This is a genomic window from Paenibacillus sp. LHD-38 (assembly GCF_031157315.1).
In the GTDB taxonomy this organism is placed as follows: Bacteria; Bacillota; Bacilli; order Paenibacillales; family Paenibacillaceae; genus Pristimantibacillus.
Genome location: NZ_JAVIFU010000003.1, coordinates 183,810 through 209,600, shown reverse-complemented (window position 1 = coordinate 209,600; position 25,791 = coordinate 183,810). Strand labels below are relative to the sequence as shown.

The 25,791-nt window shown below is 45.9% G+C and carries 24 protein-coding genes; 22 read left to right on the top strand and 2 right to left on the bottom strand.

Features of this window, described 5'->3' with window-relative positions; all coding sequences use genetic code 11:
• Nucleotides 1-36: 36 nt before the first annotated feature.
• The 13 genes from RCO25_RS04415 (at nucleotide 37) to RCO25_RS04355 (ending at nucleotide 15,403) form a co-directional block, all read left to right on the top strand.
• Nucleotides 37-1,374, top strand: a complete 1,338-nt coding sequence (locus tag RCO25_RS04415) for an ABC transporter substrate-binding protein (RefSeq protein WP_308994917.1) — start codon at nucleotides 37-39, stop codon at nucleotides 1,372-1,374.
• 102 nt (nucleotides 1,375-1,476) lie between these two features.
• The gene (locus tag RCO25_RS04410; protein WP_308994916.1) at nucleotides 1,477-2,376 is read left to right on the top strand and encodes a carbohydrate ABC transporter permease; all 900 of its coding nucleotides are present in this window, start codon (nucleotides 1,477-1,479) and stop codon (nucleotides 2,374-2,376) included.
• Between the two features lie 2 nt (nucleotides 2,377-2,378).
• Nucleotides 2,379-3,215, top strand: a complete 837-nt coding sequence (locus RCO25_RS04405) for a carbohydrate ABC transporter permease (protein WP_308994915.1) — start codon at nucleotides 2,379-2,381, stop codon at nucleotides 3,213-3,215.
• 34 nt (nucleotides 3,216-3,249) lie between these two features.
• Nucleotides 3,250-4,281: a glycoside hydrolase family 88/105 protein gene (locus RCO25_RS04400; protein ID WP_308994966.1), complete on the top strand. Its 1,032-nt coding sequence runs from the start codon at nucleotides 3,250-3,252 to the stop codon at nucleotides 4,279-4,281.
• A gap of 142 nt (nucleotides 4,282-4,423) precedes the next feature.
• Nucleotides 4,424-6,040, top strand: coding sequence for a serine/threonine-protein kinase (locus RCO25_RS04395; protein ID WP_308994914.1), 1,617 nt, complete (start codon nucleotides 4,424-4,426; stop codon nucleotides 6,038-6,040).
• Between the two features lie 88 nt (nucleotides 6,041-6,128).
• The gene (abc-f, locus tag RCO25_RS04390) at nucleotides 6,129-7,685 is read left to right on the top strand and encodes a ribosomal protection-like ABC-F family protein (protein ID WP_308994913.1); all 1,557 of its coding nucleotides are present in this window, start codon (nucleotides 6,129-6,131) and stop codon (nucleotides 7,683-7,685) included.
• Between the two features lie 197 nt (nucleotides 7,686-7,882).
• Nucleotides 7,883-8,581: a response regulator transcription factor gene (locus RCO25_RS04385; RefSeq protein ID WP_308994912.1), complete on the top strand. Its 699-nt coding sequence runs from the start codon at nucleotides 7,883-7,885 to the stop codon at nucleotides 8,579-8,581.
• Nucleotides 8,578-9,936, top strand: coding sequence for a HAMP domain-containing sensor histidine kinase (locus RCO25_RS04380; protein ID WP_308994911.1), 1,359 nt, complete (start codon nucleotides 8,578-8,580; stop codon nucleotides 9,934-9,936). Before RCO25_RS04385 ends, RCO25_RS04380 begins: the two co-directional genes overlap by 4 nt.
• A gap of 25 nt (nucleotides 9,937-9,961) precedes the next feature.
• Nucleotides 9,962-10,822, top strand: a complete 861-nt coding sequence (locus RCO25_RS04375; protein ID WP_308994910.1) for a carbon-nitrogen hydrolase family protein — start codon at nucleotides 9,962-9,964, stop codon at nucleotides 10,820-10,822.
• A 44-nt stretch (nucleotides 10,823-10,866) separates the two neighbouring features.
• The gene (locus RCO25_RS04370; RefSeq protein WP_308994909.1) at nucleotides 10,867-11,526 is read left to right on the top strand and encodes a GNAT family N-acetyltransferase; all 660 of its coding nucleotides are present in this window, start codon (nucleotides 10,867-10,869) and stop codon (nucleotides 11,524-11,526) included.
• Nucleotides 11,527-11,544: 18 nt separating this feature from the next.
• Complete coding sequence (locus tag RCO25_RS04365; RefSeq protein WP_308994965.1) at nucleotides 11,545-12,216, top strand: GNAT family N-acetyltransferase; 672 nt, start codon at nucleotides 11,545-11,547, stop codon at nucleotides 12,214-12,216.
• Nucleotides 12,213-12,989, top strand: coding sequence for an MBL fold metallo-hydrolase (locus tag RCO25_RS04360; RefSeq protein WP_308994908.1), 777 nt, complete (start codon nucleotides 12,213-12,215; stop codon nucleotides 12,987-12,989). Before RCO25_RS04365 ends, RCO25_RS04360 begins: the two co-directional genes overlap by 4 nt.
• 440 nt (nucleotides 12,990-13,429) lie before the next feature.
• Nucleotides 13,430-15,403, top strand: coding sequence for an endonuclease MutS2 (locus tag RCO25_RS04355; protein ID WP_308994907.1), 1,974 nt, complete (start codon nucleotides 13,430-13,432; stop codon nucleotides 15,401-15,403).
• 116 nt (nucleotides 15,404-15,519) lie between these two features.
• Here the strand turns inward: RCO25_RS04355 and RCO25_RS04350 are convergent, their stop codons facing one another.
• Nucleotides 15,520-16,158: a thiamine diphosphokinase gene (locus tag RCO25_RS04350; RefSeq protein WP_308994906.1), complete on the bottom strand. Its 639-nt coding sequence runs from the start codon at nucleotides 16,156-16,158 to the stop codon at nucleotides 15,520-15,522.
• A 225-nt stretch (nucleotides 16,159-16,383) separates the two neighbouring features.
• Between RCO25_RS04350 and RCO25_RS04345 the strand changes: the two genes are divergently transcribed.
• Together RCO25_RS04345 and RCO25_RS04340 are read left to right on the top strand one after the other, a co-directional pair.
• Nucleotides 16,384-17,025, top strand: a complete 642-nt coding sequence (locus RCO25_RS04345) for a trimeric intracellular cation channel family protein (protein ID WP_308994964.1) — start codon at nucleotides 16,384-16,386, stop codon at nucleotides 17,023-17,025.
• Complete coding sequence (locus RCO25_RS04340; protein WP_308994905.1) at nucleotides 17,022-17,510, top strand: low molecular weight protein-tyrosine-phosphatase; 489 nt, start codon at nucleotides 17,022-17,024, stop codon at nucleotides 17,508-17,510. The genes RCO25_RS04345 and RCO25_RS04340 overlap by 4 nt, the downstream gene beginning before the upstream one ends.
• Nucleotides 17,511-17,686: 176 nt before the next feature.
• On the opposite strand, the gene RCO25_RS04335 is transcribed toward RCO25_RS04340, so the two are convergent.
• The gene (locus RCO25_RS04335; protein ID WP_308994904.1) at nucleotides 17,687-18,424 is read right to left on the bottom strand and encodes an alpha/beta hydrolase; all 738 of its coding nucleotides are present in this window, start codon (nucleotides 18,422-18,424) and stop codon (nucleotides 17,687-17,689) included.
• Between the two features lie 290 nt (nucleotides 18,425-18,714).
• Here RCO25_RS04335 and pdhA point away from each other — a divergent pair, with 290 nt between their 5' ends.
• The 7 genes from pdhA (at nucleotide 18,715) to RCO25_RS04300 (ending at nucleotide 25,688) form a co-directional block, all read left to right on the top strand.
• On the top strand, nucleotides 18,715-19,782 hold the full coding sequence (gene pdhA, locus RCO25_RS04330; RefSeq protein ID WP_308994903.1) for a pyruvate dehydrogenase (acetyl-transferring) E1 component subunit alpha: 1,068 nt from the start codon (nucleotides 18,715-18,717) through the stop codon (nucleotides 19,780-19,782).
• Between the two features lie 20 nt (nucleotides 19,783-19,802).
• Nucleotides 19,803-20,780 carry an alpha-ketoacid dehydrogenase subunit beta gene (locus RCO25_RS04325; protein ID WP_308994902.1) on the top strand — a complete coding sequence of 326 codons (978 nt, stop codon included), beginning with the start codon at nucleotides 19,803-19,805 and terminating at the stop codon, nucleotides 20,778-20,780.
• 15 nt (nucleotides 20,781-20,795) lie between these two features.
• Entirely contained in the window at nucleotides 20,796-22,124 is a 1,329-nt protein-coding gene (locus RCO25_RS04320) for a dihydrolipoamide acetyltransferase family protein (RefSeq protein ID WP_308994901.1), read from the top strand.
• 3 nt (nucleotides 22,125-22,127) lie between these two features.
• The gene (lpdA, locus tag RCO25_RS04315; RefSeq protein ID WP_308994900.1) at nucleotides 22,128-23,543 is read left to right on the top strand and encodes a dihydrolipoyl dehydrogenase; all 1,416 of its coding nucleotides are present in this window, start codon (nucleotides 22,128-22,130) and stop codon (nucleotides 23,541-23,543) included.
• 112 nt (nucleotides 23,544-23,655) lie between these two features.
• Complete coding sequence (locus RCO25_RS04310; protein ID WP_308994899.1) at nucleotides 23,656-24,141, top strand: acyl-CoA thioesterase; 486 nt, start codon at nucleotides 23,656-23,658, stop codon at nucleotides 24,139-24,141.
• Nucleotides 24,142-24,200: 59 nt separating this feature from the next.
• Nucleotides 24,201-25,160, top strand: coding sequence for a thymidylate synthase (locus tag RCO25_RS04305; protein WP_308994898.1), 960 nt, complete (start codon nucleotides 24,201-24,203; stop codon nucleotides 25,158-25,160).
• 39 nt (nucleotides 25,161-25,199) lie between these two features.
• Nucleotides 25,200-25,688 (top strand): dihydrofolate reductase, encoded by a 489-nt coding sequence (locus RCO25_RS04300; protein WP_308994897.1) that lies wholly within the window; start codon nucleotides 25,200-25,202, stop codon nucleotides 25,686-25,688.
• The last annotated feature ends 103 nt before the right edge of the window (nucleotides 25,689-25,791 follow it).

The window sequence follows — 25,791 nt, the reverse complement described above, 5'->3', positions numbered from 1 at the left end:
AATCAACATTAAAGAGTTTGGAAGGGGCGTAACACAATGAAAGCACCGAAGAAAATGCTTTTAATGCTCATGGCTGTTGCATTGGTTCTCGTAAGCGCTTGCGGAGGAAATTCAGGCAATGGTAACGCAACTAACTCCACTAACACACCTAAGACTAGCAATGAAGTGAAAGAGGAGCCGTCAGAAGCGAAACCAGTTACTCTACGGATCGCATGGTGGGGCGGGCAGCCTCGACATGATTACACGATGAAAGTCATTGAAATGTACAAAGCGAAAAACCCGCATGTCACGATTGAAATGGAATATGCGAACTACGATGATTACTGGAAGAAGTTAGCGCCTCAAGCGGCTGCAAACGAGCTTCCTGATATTATCCAAATCGATACGCAAAACTACTCGCAATATGCAGGCAGAAATCAACTCGCTGATTTGACACCGTTCATTGGCAACCAAATCGATGTTACTGACATCAGCCAAAACGCAATCGACGGCGGTAAATTAGGCGACGGCCTTTACGGAATCAACCTTGGCGTTAACGCACTCGGCTTTAACTATGACCCGGCGCTTCTGAAAAAGGCAGGCATTGATTCCATCCCTGAAAACTTCACTTGGGATAACTACGTAGAAATGGCTGGCAAAGCTAAAGCTGCTGGACTTTACTTCGATAACGGCATGCGTCCTGAAGTATTTTTCGGCTACTACCTCCGTACATTAGGCAAAACATTGTTTAATGCAGAAGGTACCGGCCTTGGTTATGAAGATGACAAAATGTTTACAGATTTCTTCGGAATGCTAGCTAAGCTGGTAATTGACGGCGTAGTACCATCACCTGACGTGCTTGCGCAAATCAAAGGCGCGGAAGACAGCCACCTTGTACTTAACCAAGGCATCGGCGTATGGCAGTGGTCAAACCAATATGTAGGCTTGCAGCAAGTTGCAAACCGTCCGCTTGCAATCGCTCCAATGGCTGGTCCTAACATGGAAAAAGGTTTGTTCTTGAAACCAAGTATGTTCTTCTCCGTGTCTGAGAATTCGAAAGTGAAAGAAGAAGCAGCTAAGTTTATCAACTTCTTCGTAAATGATATCGAAGCAAACAAATTGATCCTGGGCGACCGCGGTGTTCCTGTATCGTCTAAAGTTAAAGAAGCTTTGAAAGCCGTTTCCACGGAAGCTCAAATCCAAGTTTATGACTACGTTGCTTGGGCGGAAGCAAACAGCTCCCCAATGGATCCAGCTGATCCGATCGGTTCTGCTGAAGTATTTAAATCATTGACCAGCCTTGCTGAGCAAATGAACTACAACAAAATTAAGCCAGAAGAAGCAGCTAAGAAGTTCAGAGACGAAGCAACATCCATTCTTAAGAAAAACAAGTAATATTGTTTGAGCAGATGCGATGGTTGGTCGGAAGATCGACCATCGTGTTTTCTTTAATACAGAAGAATCGAATAGATAGACTTCGTATAGGAGTTGGATAAGATGAAATCGCTATCACTGAAAAACAACTTGATCGGTTACACCTTTATTGGGCCATTTGTTATTGGATTTCTATTATTCACATTGATCCCGGCTGCTGCATCGTTATATTTTTCTGTTACGGATTATGATCTCCTCTCGACACCATCCTTTATTGGATTAGAGAATTACTCGACGATGTTTACGGATGACTCGAAATTTTGGGCATCGCTTAAGGTTACGTTCTTGTACGTATTTATCGGTGTTCCGCTTAGACTGGCTTTTGCCCTATTTATTGCAATGATATTGAATACAGCCTCGAAAGCAATCGGGTTATATCGGACGGTTTATTACCTTCCTTCCATTATCGGCGGCAGCGTTGCAGTATCCATAATGTGGCGCAACCTTTACGGGGATGAAGGGGTTATAAACATCTTTCTGAATGCACTCGGTTTAGATAGCGTAAGATGGTTCGCGGAACCGGCGGCGGCACTTTGGATGCTTATTACTTTGTCAGTTTGGCAATTTGGTTCTTCGATGCTTATTTTCCTGGCAGGACTCAAAAACATACCGCCAGAATTGTACGAAGCATCAAATGTTGACGGCGCGGGACCCATTATTCGATTCTTCAAAATCACGATACCGATGTTAAGTCCAATTATTTTGTTTAATACGATCATGCAGACCATTGGCGCATTTATGACCTTTGTGCCAGCGTACATTATCTCCAAAGGGGAAGGCGGCCCGCTAGACGGTACGCTGCTCTACTCACTTTATTTATTCCGTCAGGCGTTTGTTTATTTCGATATGGGCTACGCGTCCGCTATGGCATGGGTTATGCTAATTATCATTGCCATTTTGACAGGAATTCTGTTCTATACCTCTAAGAAATGGGTTCATTATGAGTCGAAAGGTGGCCATTAATCATGATCTTAAAAAAACTGAAGTGGCCGATTTACCACATCTTTGTCGCAGCGCTCGCATTAGTTATGGTGTATCCCGTCTTATGGCTGCTAATGAGTTCATTCAAGCAAAGTAACCTTATATTCGCAACCGCAGATTCACTCATTCCACAGCCATGGATTTGGGAAAACTACAAGATAGGCTGGGTTGGGATCGCAGGTCAATCCTTCGGAAATTTCATTATGAACTCGCTGGAAATCGTTGTTATATCAACAATCGGAGCGGTATTATCTTCGGCATTTATCGCTTTCGGATTCGCGAGACTTAACTTTACGGGAAAAACCTTCTGGTTTGGCATTATGATGGTAACGCTCATGCTGCCGCATGATGTCGTGCTTGTGCCGCAATATATTTTGTTCGCTAAGCTTGACTGGCTGAATTCGATTAAGCCGATTGTTATTCCGCAATATTTCGGAATTCCGTTTTTCATCTTTTTGTTAATTCAGTTTATTCGGACCATTCCAAATGAGCTTGATGAAGCGGCAACCATCGATGGCTGCGGAAAATTCCGCTTGTTTTTCCGGATCATCCTGCCGTTGGTCGTTCCTGCATTGGCGACTGCTTCTATTTTCTCCTTCTATTGGAGATGGGAGGATTTGCTCGGACCGGTCCTTTATTTGAACCGTCCAAGCTTATATCCGGTATCCATGGGTCTTAAAATGTTCTTAGACAGCGATACCGTCTCTAACTGGGGCGCGATGTTCGCGATGTCGATCGTAAGCTTGATTCCTGTGCTTGCCATTTTCTTCGCTTTTCAGAAATACATCGTTGAAGGCATCAGTACAAGCGGTTTGAAATAGTCAATCATTTGAATTAGGGGAGAGGAAGATGGAAATGCCTCAGCTTCAATTTGATGAAAATCATATTCGGGAAGTCATTGATCGCGTAGTAGACCGTACTTTTAGAATGGACTTTAGCTGGGATTGGCCAGGCGGCGTAGCATTTTACGGGGTGGCAGAAGCTTACGAAGCAACTGGGAATAAACGCTATATTCAACTTTTGCAAGAGTGGGTTGATGAGAAGCTGGAGGATGGACTTCCTAAGCTATCCGTGAACGGCGTATCGATTGGACATGCGCTCATTTCCCTTTATAAAGCAACAGATAATCAAAACTATTTAGATGTGGCTATTCAAATGGCTGAATACTTAAAAAATGACGCTGTACGTTTTGCGGATGGAATTTTTCAACATACGGTAAATTCCGAAACCTACAACTTTCCGGAGCAAGCTTGGGTAGACACGATGATGATGGCAGGCTATTTCCTTGTTCGTATAGGCCATCTGCTTGACCGTGCGGATTATTTGGAGGATGGTTTGAAGCAGTATCATGGCCATGAGCATTTTCTCCAGGACCCCGTATCGAATCTGTATTACCATGGCTGGGATAACATTGCTCAAAACCATATGTCTTCCATCTTTTGGGCACGCGGCAACTCATGGGCTGCATTGACTATGGCAAAAGCTTTGCCGCATATCGCGGTTCAGCATCCATCCTTTATGATTATCGAAGGCTCCATGCGGGATCAGCTTAGCACGCTTGTCCGTTTGCAGGACGACAATGGACTGTGGCATACTGTATTGGATGATAAAACTTCTTACCATGAGACATCGGGCTCAGCCGGAATCGCTACAGGATTGTTCGCCTTCGGTTCTTTGTATAACAAATACATTCAGCGGTCTATCGATGGTATTTTAAGCCAAATTACCGACGACGGCGCCGTGCTGAACGTATCCGCCGGAACCGCTGTTATGAATGATCTGCAAGGATACCGCGATGTAGCTCACAAACGAGTTCAAGGCTGGGGACAGGGATTGGCGCTAGCTTTTCTGGCAGAACTGCTTAACTCCAAGAAACGTGTATTTTAATTAGACATTTTATTGTTTAAACCCCTGTATTTATGTTAAAATTCCACTAATAAATGTTTGATCAGGAAAGCATCCTGATGCCGATTGTAAACTTACAAACGGCGTCAGGATGCTTTTTTTGTTCATTTTTGGGAGGATTAATATGAAAAGCACAGTGGAGCTGTTTGATCCTTATCCGATCGGAACGGTGATTGGTACTCGATATCGCATCGCTGGTGTTTTGGGACGAGGCGGTATGGGCGTCGTGTACGCTGCAGATGATTTAAGACTCGCGGGTAAGCTCAGAGCAATAAAAGTAATTGCTCCGATGCCGGGCATAGGCAGATATGCGGAAGAAGCACAAATGCTTATGATGGTAAATCATATTCATTTGCCATTAATCGTTGATTATTTTCCACCGAATGAGCAGGTTTTTGAAGCACTTGTGATGGAATATATAGAAGGCCGCACCATCGCTGAACTAAATCGCACAAAGCCTATTACCATGTCGTTTGCGAAAATATTGGATATTGCCCTGCAGCTTTGCTCGGCGCTTCGCTATTTGCATGCGAATGAGCCGCCTATTATTCATCGGGATATCAAGCCTTCAAATGTAATGCTCGATGAGAATTGGAAGGTCAAACTTATTGATTTTGGTATCTCGAGACAATTTAAGCTGGGGAAAGAGCAGGATACGGCCCAGCTTGGAACCTATGGCTTTGCAGCACCTGAACAAGCAGGCAAAGGGCAAAGCGATGAGAAAACAGATATTTACGGTCTCGGAGCACTCTTGTATTATATGGCCAGCGGAGGAATGATTTATCGACAGCCGCACGGGGAATTAAATAGCCAGGAGCCGTTCGGGCATATTCCTCGTGATTTTCCGGAGGCTTTCAAAAGAGTGTTGCGATGCTTGCTGCACTCGGATCCGCGAATGCGATATGGTTCCATGCAGGAAGTGGAAGAAGCATTAGCGCCGTTTGTACAACATCATGGATTAAAGCAGACTATAAATCCTATTTCGGTGAGTGAACAAAGTCCATATCGCAGTCAACATACCGTTTGCTTGCTCTCACTGTCATCGGGATCCGGATCCACCTTTTTGACGCATACGCTTGCAAATCTGTTAGAATCCGAACGAGCCTCGATTACGGCAGCCGAGTATGAACAAGCAAGGCCGGAATGGCATGCTTGGCTTTCAGGAAACAAAAGGTTGCGCAAAAGTAATGCATTGGATAGAAGTGCGCTTGATAAACGCTACGAGCGTTATAGCTTCGATAAGCAGGCAATCGATTGTTTCGCGTTGAAGTCGGAACAGCGTCCGGATCTCGTGCAGGAAGAACATCGTTTTGAGCAAATGCTTCGACAAGCAGGCGCCAAGATCAATTTGATTGATTTATCGCGAAAATGGACCGAACCGCGCGCTCGGCAGATAATGAAGCAGGCAAGTTTTGTTATTGTCGTTGGCGATCCCTTCGTTGTAAAATGGCAGGGCAGTGAGCTAAGGCTTCTGGTTGATTTGAAGAATGAACTGCGACTAAGCAACGCTCGAATGCTGTTTGTTGCAAATAAGGACATTGCTTTTCATGGTCGAAACGAGTGGCTGCATCTTTTTCCTGACCGTCCTTTAGCCATTGTGCCTAAACTTGCGGTGGAAACAATGCTCTCCTTACAATGGCGGGGGCTATGGGCAACCGATGACAAACGAATCCAAAAACGGCTTAAACAAGCATTATCGCCCATTTTAAAGCTTCTTTCTAATGAAATGAACACAGACTGATCATTTATGTGGTACAATGATACGGGCAAAAAGTGTGAATTCACATCGATTGAATATGGTTTATATATGAATGGAGATAAAGACGAAAATGAGTTTGTTAACAGTTGAGCAATTATCACATACATTCGGCGACCGGGTATTGTTTAGAAATGTATCCTTCCGCTTATTAGATGGTGAGCATGTCGGACTTGTCGGTGCAAATGGAACCGGCAAATCTACACTTATGAATATTTTGACCGGTAAATTATTGAAGGATGAAGGCAAGGTGGAATGGACGCCTCGCGTTCGATATGGTTATTTGGATCAGCATACGAAGCTTGATGCGGGCAAAACCATTCGTGATGTGCTGAAAGACGCCTTTCTGCCTATGCTTCTGTTAGAAGAAGAGCTCAATCAGATTGCATCGCAAATGGGTGACGCGGATGCGGATACGCTTGATGAGCTGCTCGTGCGTATGGGCGAGATTCAAGAGGAGCTGGAAATCGGCGATTTTTATTTGATCGATGTAAAAGTCGACGAAATGGCAAACGGTCTAGGCTTAAATGCAATCGGTCTTGACCGTGACGTAACAGCTCTCAGTGGCGGACAAAGGACAAAGGTTCTTCTAGCCAAGCTTCTCCTTGAAAAACCAGGCGTTTTGCTGCTCGATGAGCCGACGAACTACTTGGATGAAGAGCATATCAACTGGTTGACTAACTACCTGAAAAACTATCCGCATGCTTTTGTTCTCATCTCGCATGAAACAAGCTTCATGAATCAGGTTGTCAACGTTATTTATCATCTTGAATTCACGAAGCTGACTCGTTATTCGGCGAACTATGATAAATTCCTTGAGATGGCAGATTTGAACAAAGCGCAGCATATCGACGCATACGAGAAGCAGAAGGATTTTATTAAGAAGCAAGAGGAGTTTATTCAAAAGAATAAAGCTCGTGCTTCGACTTCGGGAAGAGCGAAGAGCCGGGAAAAGCAGCTTGATCGTATTGACCGTATCGATAAGCCGGAAGAAGCAGCAAAACCAACCTTTCAATTTAAAGAATCCAGAACAAGCGGCAAAACGGTATTTGAAGCTGAGGGCATGGTTATTGGCTACAACCGGCCGCTTTTGCCCGAGATGAGTATGGTCATTGAACGTGGAGATAAAATTGCAATCGTTGGTTGTAACGGCGTAGGAAAATCAACGCTGCTAAAAACCATACTCGGCGTAATCCCGCCGCTTGACGGCAAGACTTATCTTGGCGATTATTTAAATGCAGCATACTTTGAACAGGAAGCTAAAGCGCCGACCATGACTCCGCTTGAGGACGTTTGGGATGAGTTTTCATTTATGAACCAGCATGAAGTACGTGCTGCACTTGCCCGCTGCGGTTTGAAAAACGAGCATATTACGCGCGCGCTCAACCAGCTCAGCGGGGGCGAGCAAGCTAAAGTGCGTCTTTGCAAGCTGATGATGCGCGAGAGCAACTGGATATTGTTCGATGAGCCGACGAACCATTTGGATGTTGTCGCCAAAGCGGAACTGAAACGCGCGCTCAAGGCTTACAAAGGTACAGTTGTGCTCGTCTCTCATGAGCCTGAATTTTATGAGGATTGGGTAACCAAAACTTGGGATGTAGAAGCTTGGGCGATGCAAACGCAAAGCTAATAATAAGCTGCGGTAACGCATGCTGCGGCAAGCGGTGATGCTTGCTGCAATCGCCGGTCTACTTTTCCAGTAGATCGGCTTACTTGCATTTGTGAAACGTCTTCATTATGATAAATTTAAGCGTTCTTGTAGAAGAATGTCACGAAGTTTGATTTGAAAATCGATTATTTACAACTGGAAGCAGGTGTACCTCAAAGATGAAAGAACATATTCTTGTCGTAGAAGATGAAGCTGGTATTTCTCGTATACTTCAGCTTGAACTAGAGCATGAGGGCTATACGGTGGGCACAGCCGCCGATGGTCGAACAGGCTATGAAATGGCATCAACAGGGGAGTGGGGACTTGTTCTGCTTGATGTGATGCTTCCTGAAATGAGCGGAATTGAAGTATTGCGATTATTGCGGCAAGCGGGCAATCCCGTACCTATCATATTATTAACCGCACGTGATACCGTGCCGGACAAGGTAAGCGGCTTCGAACACGGTGCCAATGACTATATTACGAAACCGTTTGCGATGGAGGAGCTGCTGGCCCGTGTGCGCAACATACTGCGTATATTCCAGCAATATCCGAAGGAAGCGGAAGGTTCGGACATGATAAAAGTTGGCGATTTGACGATTGAGCTGCGGACTCGAAAAGTTTACCGCAAGGATATTTTGATCGAATTAACGCCGCGAGAGTTCGAGCTGCTCGTATATCTCGTAGAGAATAAAAATGACGAGAAGTCCCGCGAAGATATTTTATCCGAGGTTTGGGGCTATGATTTTATCGGTGAAACGAATCTTGTCGATGTTTATATACGTTATTTGCGCCAGAAACTGGACAAGGGTTATCGTCATAAGCTAATTCATACGGTACGCGGAGTCGGTTATATGATTAAGGAGCCGGATGCATGACACTGCGCAAACGGTTTACGCTTTTTACAATTTTCTGGCTCATCTTTATTTTGATTCTCTTTAATATATTCGTATACTTTTACGTCATCAAAATTACGACGGAAAGCGAAGAAGAGGTTATTGCGAATAAGGTGAATCTCATGCTTGAGAATCCCCGAATTCAGAGCGGTCGAGGACTGAACTCTCCGGAGCTGCTCAATGAGTATTACAACGTTAACGAAATGATCCGCATTATTGCGCCTAATAACAGAGTAGTCAATATAACCGGCTCAAACGAGCTGCTGCAAGAGCTTCCTGCTGCCTTTGAGACTCATCACCATACGGGGATGATTACGAAGGGCGGAGAACGTATCTTGTTCATGCGGGTTCCGTTGTATGACGGAAATCGCGTCATTGCGATGCTTGAGGTTAATCGAATACTGGATGAGCTTGATAATTACTTGCAGGTATTGGTTGCGGCGCTAAGCGTGACCAGCGGCGGAGCCATCTTGTTTGCCATATTCGGCACCTATTGGTTCACGTCCAGACTGACGGCGCCTATTCAACAAATGGTGAATACAATGAGGGAAATTGATCGAAGCGGCAAGCTCAGGCAGATCGAGCTGAGCAGCCGGGAAGAATCTGCGGAGCTCCTTCAGCTTGTCCGTGCATTTAATCAAATGATCGAACGGCTCGATCGTACCTTTGCAAAACAGAAGCAGTTCGTTGCAGATGCCTCTCATGAGCTGAAAACACCTTTAACCGTTATCAGCAGCTATGCAGGCATGTTGAAGCGCTGGGGGCGGGATGATGAGAATTTGCGGAATGAAGCTATCGAGGCCATTGATAAGGAAGCTAATCGACTGCAGAACTTAACAAAATCGATGCTGATGCTGGCGGAGGCTGAGCAAGAGGATTGGCTCCGACAGGAGCTGTTTGATGTTGTCCAGGTTGTCGATGAGCTTGCGACAATGCTGCAAACGACGTTTGGACGTCCAATCAGGGTGAAGGCGATGTCCAAGGTGGTGCGGATGGTTGGTGATAAGGATAAAATTAGACAGCTTCTTGTCATTTTGCTGGACAATGCCATTAAATATTCGAAGGACCCGATAGACATTACGATAACGCTCGTTAGGCATATCGTAAAAATCGAGGTTAAGGATAAAGGAATGGGTATTCCTGAGAATGAAATTCCCCATTTATTTGAACGTTTCTATCGTGTTGACGGTGCAAGAAGCCGTGCGACTGGCGGTGTGGGACTCGGACTATCGATCGCGAAACGAATTATTGATCTGCATGAGGGAAAGGTAGATGTCTTTAGTTTGCCGGATTTAGGCACGACGATTACTCTGCAGTTTAAGCAGCGTAAACAATAACATAGCGAGGGGGTCTTTCCCGAAAATGAAATTTCGTACGGCTGCCGTTCAATATAAGCTAGCTGACATTGATTCATTTGAGCAATTCGCGGAGCAAGTGACTCATTATGTGCGAAATGCATCTGAATACGGCGTACAATTTATTTTATTTCCAGAGTTTATTACAACGCAATTAATGTCTATCGGCGATGAGCAAGGAAACGCGCTTACTATCGACCGCCTTCCTGATTTCACGGAAGATTACTTGCATTTATTCGGCTCTTTGGCAGTTGAATATAGGGTTTATATTATAGGCGGGACCCATGTCATCAAAACGGCTGATAATAGTCTTCGCAATGCTGCCCATCTCTTTCATCCCGATGGCAAAATTGATGTCCAGCATAAAATTCATATCACGCCATCGGAAGTGGAGGGCTGGAATATGTCGGCGGGTGAAGGTCTTGAAGTGTTTGAGACCGCGTACGGCACCATTGCAATGCTTACCTGCTACGATATTGAATTCCCGGAAATCGTCCGGATGGCTAGGGCAAAGGGAGCAGACGTCATATTCTGCCCTTCCTGCACAGATGATCGTCATGGCTTCTATCGGGTGAGGTATTGCTGCCATGCCAGAGCCGTTGAGAACCAAGTTTATATTGTTACCACGGGCACGGTTGGTTCGCTTCGCAAGGTAGATCTCATGCGCGCGAATTTTGGGCAAGCTGCTGTGATTGCGCCTAATGATATTCCATTTCCGCCTGCTGGCATATTAAGCGAAGGAATCATCAATGACGATATGCTCGTTGTAGCTGATTTAGATTTGGCGCTGCTGGAGGATGTAAGGTTGAAAGGTGCAGTAACAACTTGGCGCGACCGGCGTACGGACTTATATACGGACTGGCAGTAGTGTAATTATTCGAGTTCATCCTTTTTTTTGGAAGGCGGCTTGGGATGCGCAAAGAGCTGTACTTATATGTAAAAGACAAACCTCAAAAAACAGTTATACGTAATTATGGTCAGGCTGATTTTGAGGCATTAATCGATGTTCAACGTGCAAGCTTTCCTCCGCCATTTCCTGAGGAGCTATTGTGGAATGTCGATCAGCTCTCCGAACACGTTAACCGTTTTCCGGAAGGTGCGTTGTGTGCAGAGGTTGACGGCATCCTGATCGGCTCGATGACCGGTCTCTTGGTCAATATGAATGAGTACGGCCATACGCATGATTGGGAAACCGTTACCGACGGCGGATATATACGCAATCACAATCCGGCAGGAGATACGCTGTACATTGTGGATATTTGTGTGATTCCGGAATTTAGGAAATCAGGAATTGGCAAATGGCTGATGCAGTCGATGTATGAGACCGTTGTACAGCTTGGACTCCTCAGACTCCTCGGAGGTGGTCGCATGCCTGGTTATGGACCTCGTGCCCATGAAATGACGCCGGAGTCCTATTTGGAAAAAGTGCTGAGCGGAGATTTGAAAGATCCTGTAATAACCTTTTTGCTTAGATGCGGTCGCATGCCAATCGGCATCGCCCACGGATATTTAGAAGATGAACAGTCCAACAACTGTGCAGCCATTATGGAATGGCGAAATCCGTTCAAATAAAGGAGATATACGAAAATGCTGACCTATCATCGGATTACATCCATTGAGGATCCTTATTTTGTTCCCCTACATAAGCTTTTGCAAACGATTTTTCCTCCTGAGGAAGTTCTAGCATATGATCTTTGGAGAGAGCCTCTTGAGGATCAAGCGATTCATGTCTATGTTGCCATTCATGAGGGAGAAGTAGTCGGATCAACGGAATACCGTTATTATCCGGAGCTTCGCGTAGCGATGACTGATTTTACGATAATAGGCAAGCCTTCCTTAGGTATTGGGAGATTTCTGCTTCGTAACCGCGAGCGTGATTTGGCTAAGCTCGCCGTGCAATCGGGTACCTCGCCAATCGGTATGTTTGCCGAAGTGTATGATCCTTACCGTGCAGAAGAGCATGCTTTCGGCGGCGTTTCGCCAATGAATCCGTTTGTACGCCGTGAAGTGCTCTCGCATATCGGTTATAAGCGAATTGATATCGCATATGTTCATCCTTCCTGGGACCACGAGGGTCAAGCCGTTTCTGAATTAGATTTATGCTTCCTGCCGCAGGATGATGAAATGACTTCCATTGATGCTGCCCTTGTTGCTGAATTTCTAGATGGGTATTATGCTGCCTTGCCGAACAAGCCAGAGGAATGGTTACGCATGGTTGAGAAAATTCGTGCTGCGGATACATTAGAGCTGCTGCCGCTATGACGAAACTTATCTTCAGAGGAAATGGTGATTCAATGGGCGTACCTCGCATTTATTGTGATTGCGAAGTATGCGCTGAAGCTAGAAACACGGGGATCAACCGTCGCCTGCGTTCATCTGTCCAAATCGAGGATGAGGATGCAGGAACGATATGGATTGACTGTGGACCAGATTTCGCAAAGCAATTAGAAGCAGCCGAATTGAGAGAAATTGATACACTGCTCATTACTCATGCTCATTTTGATCATATCGGGGGTCTAGTGGAGTGGGCGGACGCCTGTCGCTGGACTAATAAAAAAGGCCGTGCATACGCACCGGCTGAAGTAATTAAAGAGATTTTGGATCGGTTTCCATGGCTTGGAAATCAAATTCAATTTCAGTCATTTGATCAACCAATTCAGTTGGGTAAATGGAAGGTATCTAGCTGGCGAGTCAATCACGGAAAAAATGGTTATGCATACGCCTTTCGTTTCGAGAACGATAATACGGACTTTAAGTGGGTTTATTGTTCCGACTCGATCGGCTTGACGGAGGAACAGCAAGAGAAGTTGGCGGCTTTAGATTTACTTGTACTTGGAACCAGCTTCTATCATGAGCCATTCGCCTACGAAACGAGATCAGTTTATGACGTGGTGGAGGCGATCGAGCTAGTCCATAAATGGAAACCAAAGCGGACGATACTCACTCATATGTCTCATGACATTGATATTCGAAGAACCTATAATCTGCCTGAGCATATCCGTTTTTCTCACACGGGATTAAAGATTACCCTGTAGGTTCGATAATGGATACCTAAGGCTTGACAAACAGCTCGTCTTTTTTGTACATTATTTAGGTAACATCTAATCATTTATGAATTACGCTTAAAGGGGAAATTTTAATGTTTGCTGGTGTCCTTAACTCATAAATTGGATATGGTCAGATGCATTATGGTCTTGCGAATCAGGCTTGGCGTTTTTTTATGCCCTGCTGCAAGGCTCTATTTCGTGATCTGGCACCAAGAGTTATGGACATGAGGATTTCCGCCTGAAGCTAGTCGACAGCGGCCCAATCACCGTGCTACCACAGCACGGTTTTTTTGTACCCATTTTTAGGAAAACGTTTATTATGAGCGTTTGGAAATGGGATTGGAGCTTAGTCGATTGAGACAGAAGTGGAACGCACCCGCGTTCTATTTCTGTCTTTTTTTTATTCAAAATTAGAGGAGGCTATAAAAATGAATGAAGCATCTTGGCGAAGATTGGAATTTGATAAAGTTAAGGAAGCTATGATTAGCTTTACCGTATCGCCTGCTGGCCGGCAATTAGCAGGGCGTCATGAGCCTAGCGCAAAGCAGCGTCAGGTTGAAGCATGGCTGCAGGAGACGGAGGAAGCTGCGCTTTTGCTTGGAAGCGGGGCAAGCATCCCGTTATCCGCAATGGATGGCATCGATCCTTTCTTGGCGCTACTGGGCAAAGGGCGCATCTATAACGAACAAGAAATGGAGCAGCTGTCGGTATGGCTGACATCCGTCGTGCAAATGAAAAAATATATGTACAGTAAGCGCGACATCGCACCAACGATAGCGTCTTACGCTGAGTCCATGTATGATTGCCCCGTCCTGCGTGAAGAATTGAACCGCTGCATACGCTATGGCTTAATTACGGATCAAGCGAGCGCCGATCTTGCTTATATCCGCAGGCATATCTATGCATCTGAAGATAAAATTCACAAAAAGATGGAGCATGCTTTAAACAAATACCGGTCTTCCTTGCAGGAACCGGTCATTAGCAAACGGCGTGACCGTTTTGTCATAGCAGTCAAAAGGGAGCTGCGAAAGCAGGTACCTGGAACCGTATGGGACGAATCTGCAAGCGGGCAGACTCTGTTCATTGAGCCGCTCGATGTGGCTGATCTTCAGGTCGAGCTGCAGCAATGGAAGGCTGAAGAGGAGCGGGAACGCACGGTCATATTAGCTCGGCTATCCGAGCTGGCAGAATCGTTTTCCTCGGAGCTGTTTCGCAATGTAGAGGCAATGGCATCCTTTGATTTTATAACTGCCCGTGCCAAGCTTTCACGTTTCTACGACGGAAAAAAAATCAGGCTGTCCGAACAGCCGGTCATCCGGCTCGTAAGTGCCCGCCATCCATTGTTAGGCCATGCCAGCATACCGCTTCATGTCGAGCTAGGCTATAACTGGAAGCAGCTTATTATTACGGGGCCCAATACAGGGGGAAAAACCGTAACCTTGAAAACCATTGGCCTGTTTGTGCTGATGGTGCAATCCGGTTTATTGGTTCCCGCAGATGAAGGAAGCGAAATCGGTGTGTTCCATCAGGTAATTGCGGATGTAGGCGATGGCCAAAGTCTTGAGCAATCGCTAAGCACATTCTCGTCTCATATCACCGTTCTGAAGGAAATGCTTCAAGCGGCCGGTCCAAGGTCGCTGCTTTTGCTTGATGAGCTTGCAGCAGGCACAGATCCTTCAGAAGGAATCGCTCTCTCCATCGCTTTATTGGAGCAGCTTCTAAAGCGCGGGGCCTTAGCGGCGGCTACGACGCATTTCAATGAAATCAAAGCATTTGCTGCTCGTACGGCAGGCTGCCAAAACGGGAAAATGGCCTTTGACGCAGAAACGTTAAAGCCGCTCTATCGATTAGAAATGGGGGAAGCAGGAGACAGCCATGCTTTTGCGATAGCCAGGCGGTTCGGATTGCCAGAGGAAGTATTGCTTCGCGCAGAGGAATTGTTAGAGAAGAAGGATCGCAACGCTTCTGAATCTTTCGAGAAGTCAACTCCTAAGCAATCAAACCACTCAGGTGAACGGAAAAGTACGCAATACGCAGCAACTGAGGGAGCAGGCTCGAATAAAAATGCAAGCGGGAATCCGGAAGAGGTTACCGTAAAAGCGTCAGCCAAGCCTTTCGTAAAAGGGGACGCCGTCTGGATTTACCCGATTAACCGAATGGGGGTTGTTTATCGTCCTGCCGATGAACGCGGTAATGTGATTGTTCAAGTCCAGGGGCAAAAGCTTACTTTTAATCACAAGCGCATGAAGCTTTATATCCCGAAAACAAAGCTTTACCCGGATGAGCAATATGATTTGGATATTGTGTTCGAATCCAAGGAAAACAGAAAAGCACGAAAGCTGATGAGCCGCAAGCATGTGGACGGTCTTGCGATTGTTACGCCAGAAGAAGATATTTATTGATCTTGCAGGAAAAGATTAGGGAGACCAAAATCCGTTATCGATTTAGATTTGTGGCTCCCTGCTTCTCCACCTGCGGTTAGTCCTTGCCAAAAGGTATCGGCTTTTTATTGATTCAACTAATCTCGGCTTTGGATAACCAGTAATAACCCTTCTTTGATTTCGATGCGGCCAACTGCCGAGAGCAGAACGTTACTGATTCCAAGGGATTGCCCAATTGATAATTCTGCATCCGTGAGCGGGTATTGGAAGCCTGTCAGCGTAATGCCTTTTACTTGCAAAGACAGAGGGAGCAGGGAAACGTTTGGATAGCCTAGCTGCTCAATCGTCGCTTGATCCGTTAACAGTGTAATTTTATTATGTTCGTCAATGATGGTAGCAGGAACCTTTTGCTGTGCGGCTAGAGCAAGTAAATGCACATTTGCAAGCGAATGGTCGAACCTTGTTCCAAGAGCGCCGAGCAGGACGAGCTCCCGGGGCTGCATATCCAAGGCAAGCCTAACGGCCATTTCCGTATCGGTATAGTCTTTGTCAATGGGGTCGCAAGCTATGGTCTGGCCGCTTTTCGTTCGAATGATGGCCAGCTCATCTTCCGAAACCGAATCAAAATCACCGATTGAAATATCCGGGCGAAAGCCCTGGGAAATTAGAAAGCGGGCACCGCTATCGGCCCCGATGAGCAAATCAGCGGATTTTATATATTCAAGGGCAAAGGCGCCGAGCTGGCCGCCTGTGCAAATCGCGATACGAGGCTGCATAACATATTATCCTTTCTTCCAGGCAGAATTGACTTCAAACATTTTAAGTATAAAGCCTTTTGTCCCCTAAAAACTAGAGGCAGCCCAATTAAGCCGTCATGCTGTAGTCGGATTCTGCGAAATTTGTCGTTGCGAAACCGCAGGCTCCCAGCTAAAATGGTGAAGGAAAGTACCGACGAATCAGGTCGGTTCATGGACGGGAAGCGAGGAGTTAAAGCAGTGAGTATGGACATTTTTGGGATTTTCAGTATTATCGGGACAGTTGCCTTCGCTGTCAGCGGAGCGATTGTGGCGATGGAGGAAGAGTACGATATTTTGGGCGTGTTCGTACTAGGCTTGGTAACGGCATTCGGCGGAGGGGTTGTACGTAATTTATTGATCGGTATGCCGGTAACATCGCTATGGAATCAAGGTTATTTGTTCAAAATAGCAATGATCGCAATGACGATTGCGTTTCTCTTGCCGGTCGTATGGATCCAGCGGTGGCGCAAAAGCGAAGCTTTTTTCGATGCGATTGGTTTATCGGCGTTTGCCATCCAAGGTGCATTATATGCCACGCAAATGAAGCATCCCCTAAGCGCGGTTCTTGTTGCGGCAATGCTTACTGGAATCGGCGGCGGAATTATTCGCGACGTGTTGGCAGGGCGCAAGCCGCTAGTGCTCAAGGACGAGATTTATGCCGTTTGGGCCATGCTGGCAGGCCTTGTGGTCGGACTTGGATGGGTTAAATCGACCTTGGAGCTCTTATTTTTATTTGTTGTTATCATTAGCTTCCGTATGCTTTCGGTATATTACAAATGGAAGCTTCCCCGTCGATCGCTTCATATTGATACCACTCATGAACAGCAGAAAAGAGGTAACTCATGAAAGCACATATTTTGTTTGTATGCTTAGGCAATATATGCCGCTCGCCGATGGCTGAAGCAGTTATGCGGCATCAAGTGGAACAAGCTCATTTAGCCGACCGTATTGAGGTTGATTCTGCTGGAACCGGAGATTGGCATTTGGGACATCCTCCGCATGAAGGCACTAGGAAGCTGCTGGATCAGCATCAAATTTCTCATCAGGGCATGAAGGCTAGATTGGTCGCTGAGAGTGATTTCGAATCCTTTGATTATATTGTGTGTTTGGATACGAAAAATCTCCGCGATGTCCGTGAGCTTCTTGAGAAAGCAGGAATCGAGGAGAGCGGGGCCAAGCTATTTACTTTTATGGAGCTTCTTCCGGATAGGGGAATAGCTGATGTGCCTGATCCTTATTATGACGGAAACTTTCCATTTGTTTTTGAACTGGTGGACAGCGGCTGCAAGGAGCTGCTGAAACGGATTCAAGCGGATATGAAATTTGTTTAAGATGGTGTTTTAAAAAAAGAAGCTGTTCAGCAGTTCCGAATGGAGACTGCTAAACAGTTTCTTTTTTTGAATATATAAGAATTTATAAGTTTTCACTTATAAATGTGCTTATATATCTCCGCGAAACGATAGCTTTTGCCACTGTGGACGGACGGCGATAGCCGTTTACGCTTGATTTATTCTACTTCGATAAAATAAGTGAGGGCTTGATCAAGCTCTTTTTGCCAGAAGCCCCATTGATGCTTGCCATCCTTCTCTTCGTAGAAAATCGTGGCTTGCTTCAACTCCAGCAGCGCCTTAGCGTTCCGATTCAAAGCAACGAAATCGAACACGCCTCGGTCCGTCTCATATGCGTCCTCTTGAAGTCCAACAATCATATAAATAGTCAGCCAGCTCAGATCGCCGGCCTCTGAAATTATATTTTGCGAGACGCCGTAGTATGCGCCAGATAAAGACATCACTCGCGTAAACAGATGTGGATAGGTTAGCGCTAAATGCAGCGATACCGAGCCGCCAAGTGAATCTCCAGCAAGCAAGCGATGCTCTGGTTGCTGTCTTACGGCATAGCGCTCTTCAACGAATGGTAGCAGCTCTTCAGCGAAAAAGCGGATATAGTTTGCATGTCGATTGCCGCCCGGCGTGTATTCCTCCGTACGAAGTTTTTTGTCGACGTCAACGCCTACGATAATGAAGGGCTCCAGGCCTTCGTCCAAAATCAACCGGGTAGCCGTCGTTGCGATACGTCCGAAGTTGAAAAAATCCTCTCCGTCCTGACAGTATACGACAGGGTAGCTCAATACCTCGTTATAGCCAGGCGGCAAAAATATACGTAAATTTCGAGCTTGTTCCGGCAGGAAACGGCTTGGCACGGTTTCCTTCACTATCTTTCTTTTTAAATAGCGCTCATCTGTCATAGCTTTCTCTCCTCATGTTTTAATTCATTGAATGGAAACGTACGGTTGTGGGTAAACAATAGAAAGGTAATCATGGGAATCGCATCTATTTCTGTCTTGTTGTATTATGCTGTTATACTAAAAAAATAAGTCTGTAGCATATACAATTTCTTAAGAGAATGATGAGAATCAGCGAAAAAACAACGGTTTTTTTGTTTTTTGCTTTGACCATTTTCGTTAAACAGGTTTATAATAATTCTATAACAGAGGTAAACGATTTTCAAATATTTCGATTGAGGTGAGCGTTCAAAATGAGCAAATTGCCATACGAAGTTCAAACGGAACCGGTAACTCCGCTATCTGTCTTGTCACTCGACGGGGAAGTTGTTAATCCGGATTTATTGCCGGCTTTGTCTGATGATCAACTAAAAGAAGTTATGTACCGCATGGTATTTACCCGTACTTGGGATGAGCGCGCTGTTAACCTTGGCCGTCAAGGTCGCCTAGGTTTCTACGCTCCTGTATCCGGTCAAGAAGCATCGATGGTAGGCAGTGAGTATGCACTAAACAAAGACGATTTTATTTGCCCGGGATACCGTGATATGCCGCAGCTGGTATGGCATGGCCTTCCGCTTTACCAAGCTTTCCTATATTCCCGTGGTCACCAAGAAGGCGGACGTATTCCTGAGGATGTACATGTCCTTATGCCGCAAATTATTATTGGAGCACAAATTTTGCATGCAACAGGCGTTGCAATGGCATTTAAGAAAAAGAATGAAAAGCGTGTAGCTATCACATATACAGGCGACGGCGGTTCGTCAGAGGGCGACTTCTACGAAGGCATGAACTTTGCAGGCGCTTATAAACTGCCAGTAATCTACGCCGTTCAAAATAATGGTTATGCCATTACGACACCGTTCGCTAAGCAAACTGCTGCGCTGTCCATCGCGCACAAAGCTGTAGCAGCCGGTATCAAAGGCGTTCAAGTAGACGGAATGGACGTGCTTGCCGTTATTAAAGCTGTTCAAGAAGCTGCAGAGCGCGGCCGCAACGGTGAAGGCGCTACTTTGATCGAGCTGATCACTTACCGTTTCCGTCCGCATTCCATGGCGGATGACGCGACAAAATACCGTACAAAAGAAGAAGAAGCGGAATGGGCGCTTAAAGATCCGCTTGTTCGTTTTGGCAAATATTTGGAGAAAAAAGGTTTGTGGACGGAAGAAGATACAAACCGCGTGAAAGAAGAAGCAAAAGCAACGGTTAACGAGCACATCAAAAAAGCTGAATCGGTTGAAAAAATGACTGTAGCAGGCTTGATCGATAGCATGTTTGAAACAACACCGCAGCACTTGGAAGCACAAAAGGCCGATTTTCAATAGTAGAGGAGGAACAGACGATCATGGCTCAAATGAATATGTTGGAAGCAATTCGCGATGCGATGCGCGTAGAACTTAAACGTGACTCAAACGTTGTCATCTTCGGTGAGGACGTAGGTAAAGTCGGCGGAGTATTCCGTGTGACAGAAGGTTTGCAAGAAGAGTTTGGCGAAGATCGCGTATTCGATACGCCGCTTGCCGAGTCTGCACTTGCAGGTATGGCAGTAGGGATGGGCTTGCAAGGCTTCCGTCCAATCGCAGAAATTCAATTCGTAGGCTTTATATATGAAGCACTTGACCAAATGTTTGTCCAAGCTGCACGTATGCGTTACCGCTCTGGCGGCCGCTACAATTCGCCAATCGTATTCCGTACGCCTTTCGGCGGCGGCGTAAAAGCGGCAGAGCTGCACACGGATTCGCTAGAAGGTCTTGCGATTCAAACACCGGGAATCAAGGTAGTCATTCCTTCGAACCCTTACGATGCAAAAGGGTTGATGATTTCGGCAATTCGCGATAATGATCCTGTATTCTTCATGGAGCATTTAAATTTGTATCGTGCGTTTAAAGCTGACGTTCCTGAAGGAGAATATACCGTTGAGATCGGTAAAGCGAACGTAGTTCGCGAGGGTAGTGACGTTACAATCATTACTTATGGCCTTATGGTTCATACAGCAGTGAAAGCAGCGGAAGAGCTTGAGAAAACAGGAGTAAAAGCGGAGGTAATTGATCTTCGTTCGCTTGTTCCGCTTGATATCGATACTATCGTTGCTTCGATCAAAAAAACGAACCGCGCGATTGTCGTTCAAGAAGCACAAAAAACATCCGGCGCAGCGGCGGAAGTAATCGCTCAAATCAATGAAAATGCAATTCTTCACTTGGAAGCTCCAGTACTTCGCGTAGCTGGACCGGATACCGTTTATCCGTTTGCTCTTGTTGAGGATGCGTGGCTTCCTTCGGTAGCTCGTATCTCTGCAGCGGTTCAAAAAGTTCTGAACTTTTAAAGGAGGTTACTAGCGGTGGCTAAATTCGAATATCGTTTCCCGGAGCTTGGCGAAGGTTTGCACGAAGGCGAAATCATTAAAGTGCATATCAAAGTCGGCGATACGGTTACAGATGATGACATTATTATGGAAGTTCAAAACGACAAAGCGATCGTTGAAGTACCTTGCCCAGTAAACGGTAAAGTGCTTGAAGTGCTTGTAAAAGACGGTCAAGTCTGCCACGTTGGCGAGATTGTGGCTTTGATTGATGCAGAAGGTGAATTGCCTGAGCAAGCAGCACCAGCAGAAGAGGCTCCTAAAGCAGAAGCGCCTGCAGCAGCGGCAGCACCGGCAGTTGAAGCTCCTAAGGCAGAAGCGCCTGCAGAAGCTCCAGCGGCAGCCCCTAAAGCAACTGGCGGTCTTGTGCTTGCAACGCCAAGTATTCGCAAGTTTGCGCGCGAGAAGGGTGTAGACCTGACTCAAGTCGGCGGAACTGGCAAGAATGGCCGCATTACCCGCGAAGATGTTAACGGTTTTGGCGGCGCGCCTGCAGCTGTTTCTGCGGATGCAGCTCCGGCAGTTGAACAATCGAGCAATGCTGAAGTTGCGCCAAAAGGTGCAGGCGATGCTAAACCAGCGCAAACCGTTTCCGGATCGGCTTACCGTCCAGAAGAGCGCGTACCGTTCAAAGGTATTCGTAAAATTATTGCCAACGCAATGTCCAAATCGGTGTACACGGCTCCTCACGTAACCATTATGGACGAAGTTGACGTTACGGAACTTGTCGCTCTTCGTGCTAAATATAAACCTTATGCAGAGAAAAAAGGCTCCAAGCTTACTTACTTGCCGTTCATCGTGAAAGCTCTCGTGGCTGCTTGCCGTGAGTTCCCGATCTTGAACTCGACGCTTGATGAAGCTAACCAAGAAATCGTATTACGCAAATATTACAATATCGGTATCGCAACCGATACAGATAACGGTCTAATCGTGCCTGTAATCGAAGATGCAGACCGTAAAAACTTGTTCAAAATCGCGGATTCGATTCGTGATCTAGCTGCTCGCGGCCGCGACGGCAAACTTGCTGCCAACGAATTGAAAGGCAGCACGATTTCTATCTCGAACATTGGTTCGGCTGGCGGTATGTTCTTCACTCCAGTTATCAATTTCCCTGAGGTTGCTATTCTGGGTACGGGCAGAATTACGGAAAAAGCGATTGTTCGCAACGGCGAAATCGTTGCTGCTCCTGTAATGGCTCTTTCCCTTAGCTTTGACCACCGTCTAATCGACGGCGCAACAGCACAAAACTTTATGAATTACATCAAAACACTTCTGGGCCAACCAGAATTGTTCATAATGGAGGTATAAGATATGGTCGTAGGTGATGCTTCCCTTGACATTGACACTCTAGTCATTGGTGCGGGTCCAGGCGGTTATGTAGCAGCAATCCGTGCTGCTCAGCTTGGTCAGAACGTACTTATCGTGGATAAAGAATATGTGGGCGGCGTATGCTTGAACGTGGGCTGTATTCCATCGAAAGCACTTATCTCTGCTTCCCATCAATATGAGTCAATCAGCCACGCTTCCGCTTTCGGTATCGAAGTAGGCGAAGCGAAAGTTGACTTTACTAAAGTACAAGAGTTTAAAGCGGGTATCGTCAAGAAATTGACTGGCGGCGTTGCTTCACTTTTGAAAGCAAACAAAGTCCAATATTTCCAAGGCGAAGTTATGTTTATTAACGAAAACGAAGCGCGTGTTTTCAACGATCAAGAAGCGCCGCGTTACCGTTTCAAAAACTGCATTATTGCTACAGGTTCACGTCCTATTGAACTAAAAGCATTCCCTTACGGCGGCCGAATCGTTTCATCTACTGGCGCATTGTCCTTACCTGAAATTCCAAAAAGCCTTGTCGTAATCGGCGGCGGCTACATCGGAATCGAGCTTGGTCAAATGTATTCCAAATTCGGCACTAAAGTAACCGTAATTGAAGGTTCGGATGCGATCTTGCCGGGCTTTGACAAAGATATGTCTTCAATCGTCGCGAAGAAACTGAAAAGCACGAAAGTCGATATTATTACCGGCGCACAAGCAAAAGGCGCTGAGCAAACGGATAAAGACGTTACTGTAACTTATACAGTTGGCGATAAAGAAGAAAAAGTAACGGCAGATTACTTGCTTGTAACGGTAGGACGTCGTCCAAATACCGATGGTGAGCTTGGTCTTGACCTTATTAATGTTAAGCTGTCCGATCGAGGATTAGTTGAAGTTGATGAGCAGTGCCGTACGAACATTCCGCATATCTTCGCAATTGGCGACATCATTGCAGGACCTGCTCTTGCACACAAAGCAATGTATGAAGGCCGCGTTGCCGCTGAAGCCATTTCAGGTCAAGCTAGCGTGATTGACTATAAATGCGTACCAGCTGTTTGCTTCTCTGATCCGGAATGCGCAAGCGTCGGTCTAAGCGAGAAAGAAGCGAAAGACAAAGGCCACAATGTTAAAGTCGGCAAATTCCCGTTCGCTATCAATGGACGCGCAATGTCGCTTAATGCTAACGAAGGTTTTGTTAAGCTCGTATCCGATGCAGAGTCAGGTCTTTTACTCGGCGCGCAAATTATCGGTCTTGAAGCTTCCAATATGATCGCTGAGCTTGCTTTGGCAATCGAAATGGGTGCAACACTTGAGGATATCGCGCTTACGATTCATGCGCATCCTACGCTTGGTGAGATCGTACTTGACGCAGCTGAAGTTGCGTTAGGTCACCCTATTCATACTTTCATAAAATAATCGGAATTATCGCTGTTCATCAGCGCACAAAGAGGTCACGCGGCTCCCCAGCCGACGGGGCCTCTTTGTGCTTCATGAGCATCCAATCCAACATAAAGGGGCAAATTGACACATGGAAGAAACGGTGAAACCTGCAAGCGAATCTAGAACGATTATGACGCAGCTTATATTTCCGCTGGATACAAACCCTTACGAGACGATGTTTGGCGGCAAGGTAATGGAGTATATGGATAAAGTTGCTGCCATTGCAGCCATGCGTCATGCCCGTATGCAGGCCGTTACCGCTTCTACGGACAGCCTTGATTTTTTGGCTCCGATTCGGGTAGGCGAGGTCATTGAGGTTGAAGCATTTGTTACCTGGACTAATCGCAGTTCAATGGAAGTATATGTGTCTGTTGTATCTGAAAATTTGTTCAGTGGTCTACGGAAAACGACCGTTACCGCCTTTTTTACTTTTGTTGGATTAGATGAAAACGGTAAACCGGCTCTTGTCCCAACCGTTGTTCCGGTAACAGATGAGGAAAAGAAGCTGCATGCGTCTGCACCTGAGCGATATGCACTTCGGAAGAAACGAAAGCAGGACAGACAACGCGGATAATGGTATAATTAATTGTTATTTTTACGATTTTTGTTTCATGATTGGAGTGTGATATCCGGATGAGTAGAAGCGAGCAAACCTATTTGCAATTGTTAAAATATGTTTTAGAGCAAGGAACAAAGAAGGAAGATCGCACAGGTACGGGGACAATCTCTACCTTTGGTTATCAAATGCGATTTGATCTGAGCGAGGGCTTCCCCTTGCTCACGACAAAACGTGTTCCTTTTCGGCTTATTGCCAGTGAGCTAATCTGGTTTATTCAAGGAGATACGAATATTCGTTATCTGCTTCAACACAATAATAATATTTGGAACGAATGGGCATTTAAGAGATGGATCGAAAGCGATGCGTACGCGGGCCCCGACATGACGAACTTTGGTTTACGGGCGCAATCCGATGCCGATTTTGCAGCCGAGTACGATCAGCAAATGGAATTGTTTAAACAGCGAGTACTGTCAGATGATCAATTTGCAGAGGAATTTGGAGAACTTGGCAATGTATACGGCAAGCAGTGGAGGGAGTGGAAGACCTCTAAATGCGAAACGATCGATCAGCTAAAAGATGTCATCCAGACGATAAAGAATAACCCGGATTCGAGAAGGCTGATTGTCTCTGCTTGGAATCCGGAGGATGTGCCGAGCAATATGGCGCTGCCTCCATGCCATACGATGTTTCAATTTTACGTGACGGACGGAAAGCTGTCCTGTCAGCTCTACCAGCGTAGTGCGGATATATTTCTCGGCATTCCGTTTAATATTGCGAGCTATGCGCTGCTAACACACATGATTGCTCATGAATGCGGCCTTGAAGCAGGGGACTTTATCCATACGCTCGGAGACGCACATATCTATACAAATCATTTGGAACAGATCGATATGCAGCTTAACCGGGAACCAAAGGCATTGCCTAAGCTCAATCTGAACGCCGATAAAACATCGATCTTTGATTTTACGGTGGAGGATATGAGTATTGAGGGTTACGAGCCGCATCCAGCCATTAAAGCGCCAGTCGCCGTTTAAAGCAAAGATAAGTCTATAGATAGAAAGGTGCAGATGAGGATGGCTGTCACACTAATTGCAGCAATGGATCGAAACCGTACAATCGGCATTGGTAACAAACTTCCCTGGCGCCTGCCAGCGGAAATGGCATTTTTCACGAAATCTACATTAGGGAAAACCGTGTTGATGGGGAGGAAGACGTTCGAATCGCTCCCTAAGCCGCTGAAAGATCGCCAGAATGTCGTTTTGACGCGTCAAAACGATTTTCATCCAGAGGGTTGTGAAATTGTCCATTCGGTTGAGGAAGCACTTGAGCGATATAATGGAAATGAGCTGATTGTGATTGGCGGGGCTGATATCTACGCTCAATTCCTTCCGTTTGCGGATAAGATATTGCTCACGGAAGTCAATGTCGAAATTGAGGGCGGGGATGCGTTTTTTCCAGCATTCTCAGAAACGGAATGGAAGAAAGTGGAATTCGGAGCGCGGGACAGCGACGAAAAGAATAAGTATTCCTTTACGTTTCAGACGTTTATCCGGCAATCCTAGTTGCCTTTGGGGCTAAAAGCGAACATTTGACGAACGATATGTCATAAAGTGCAAATGATTGTACGGATAATCCATTAACGATTTTAGCACTTGAATGCTAGGA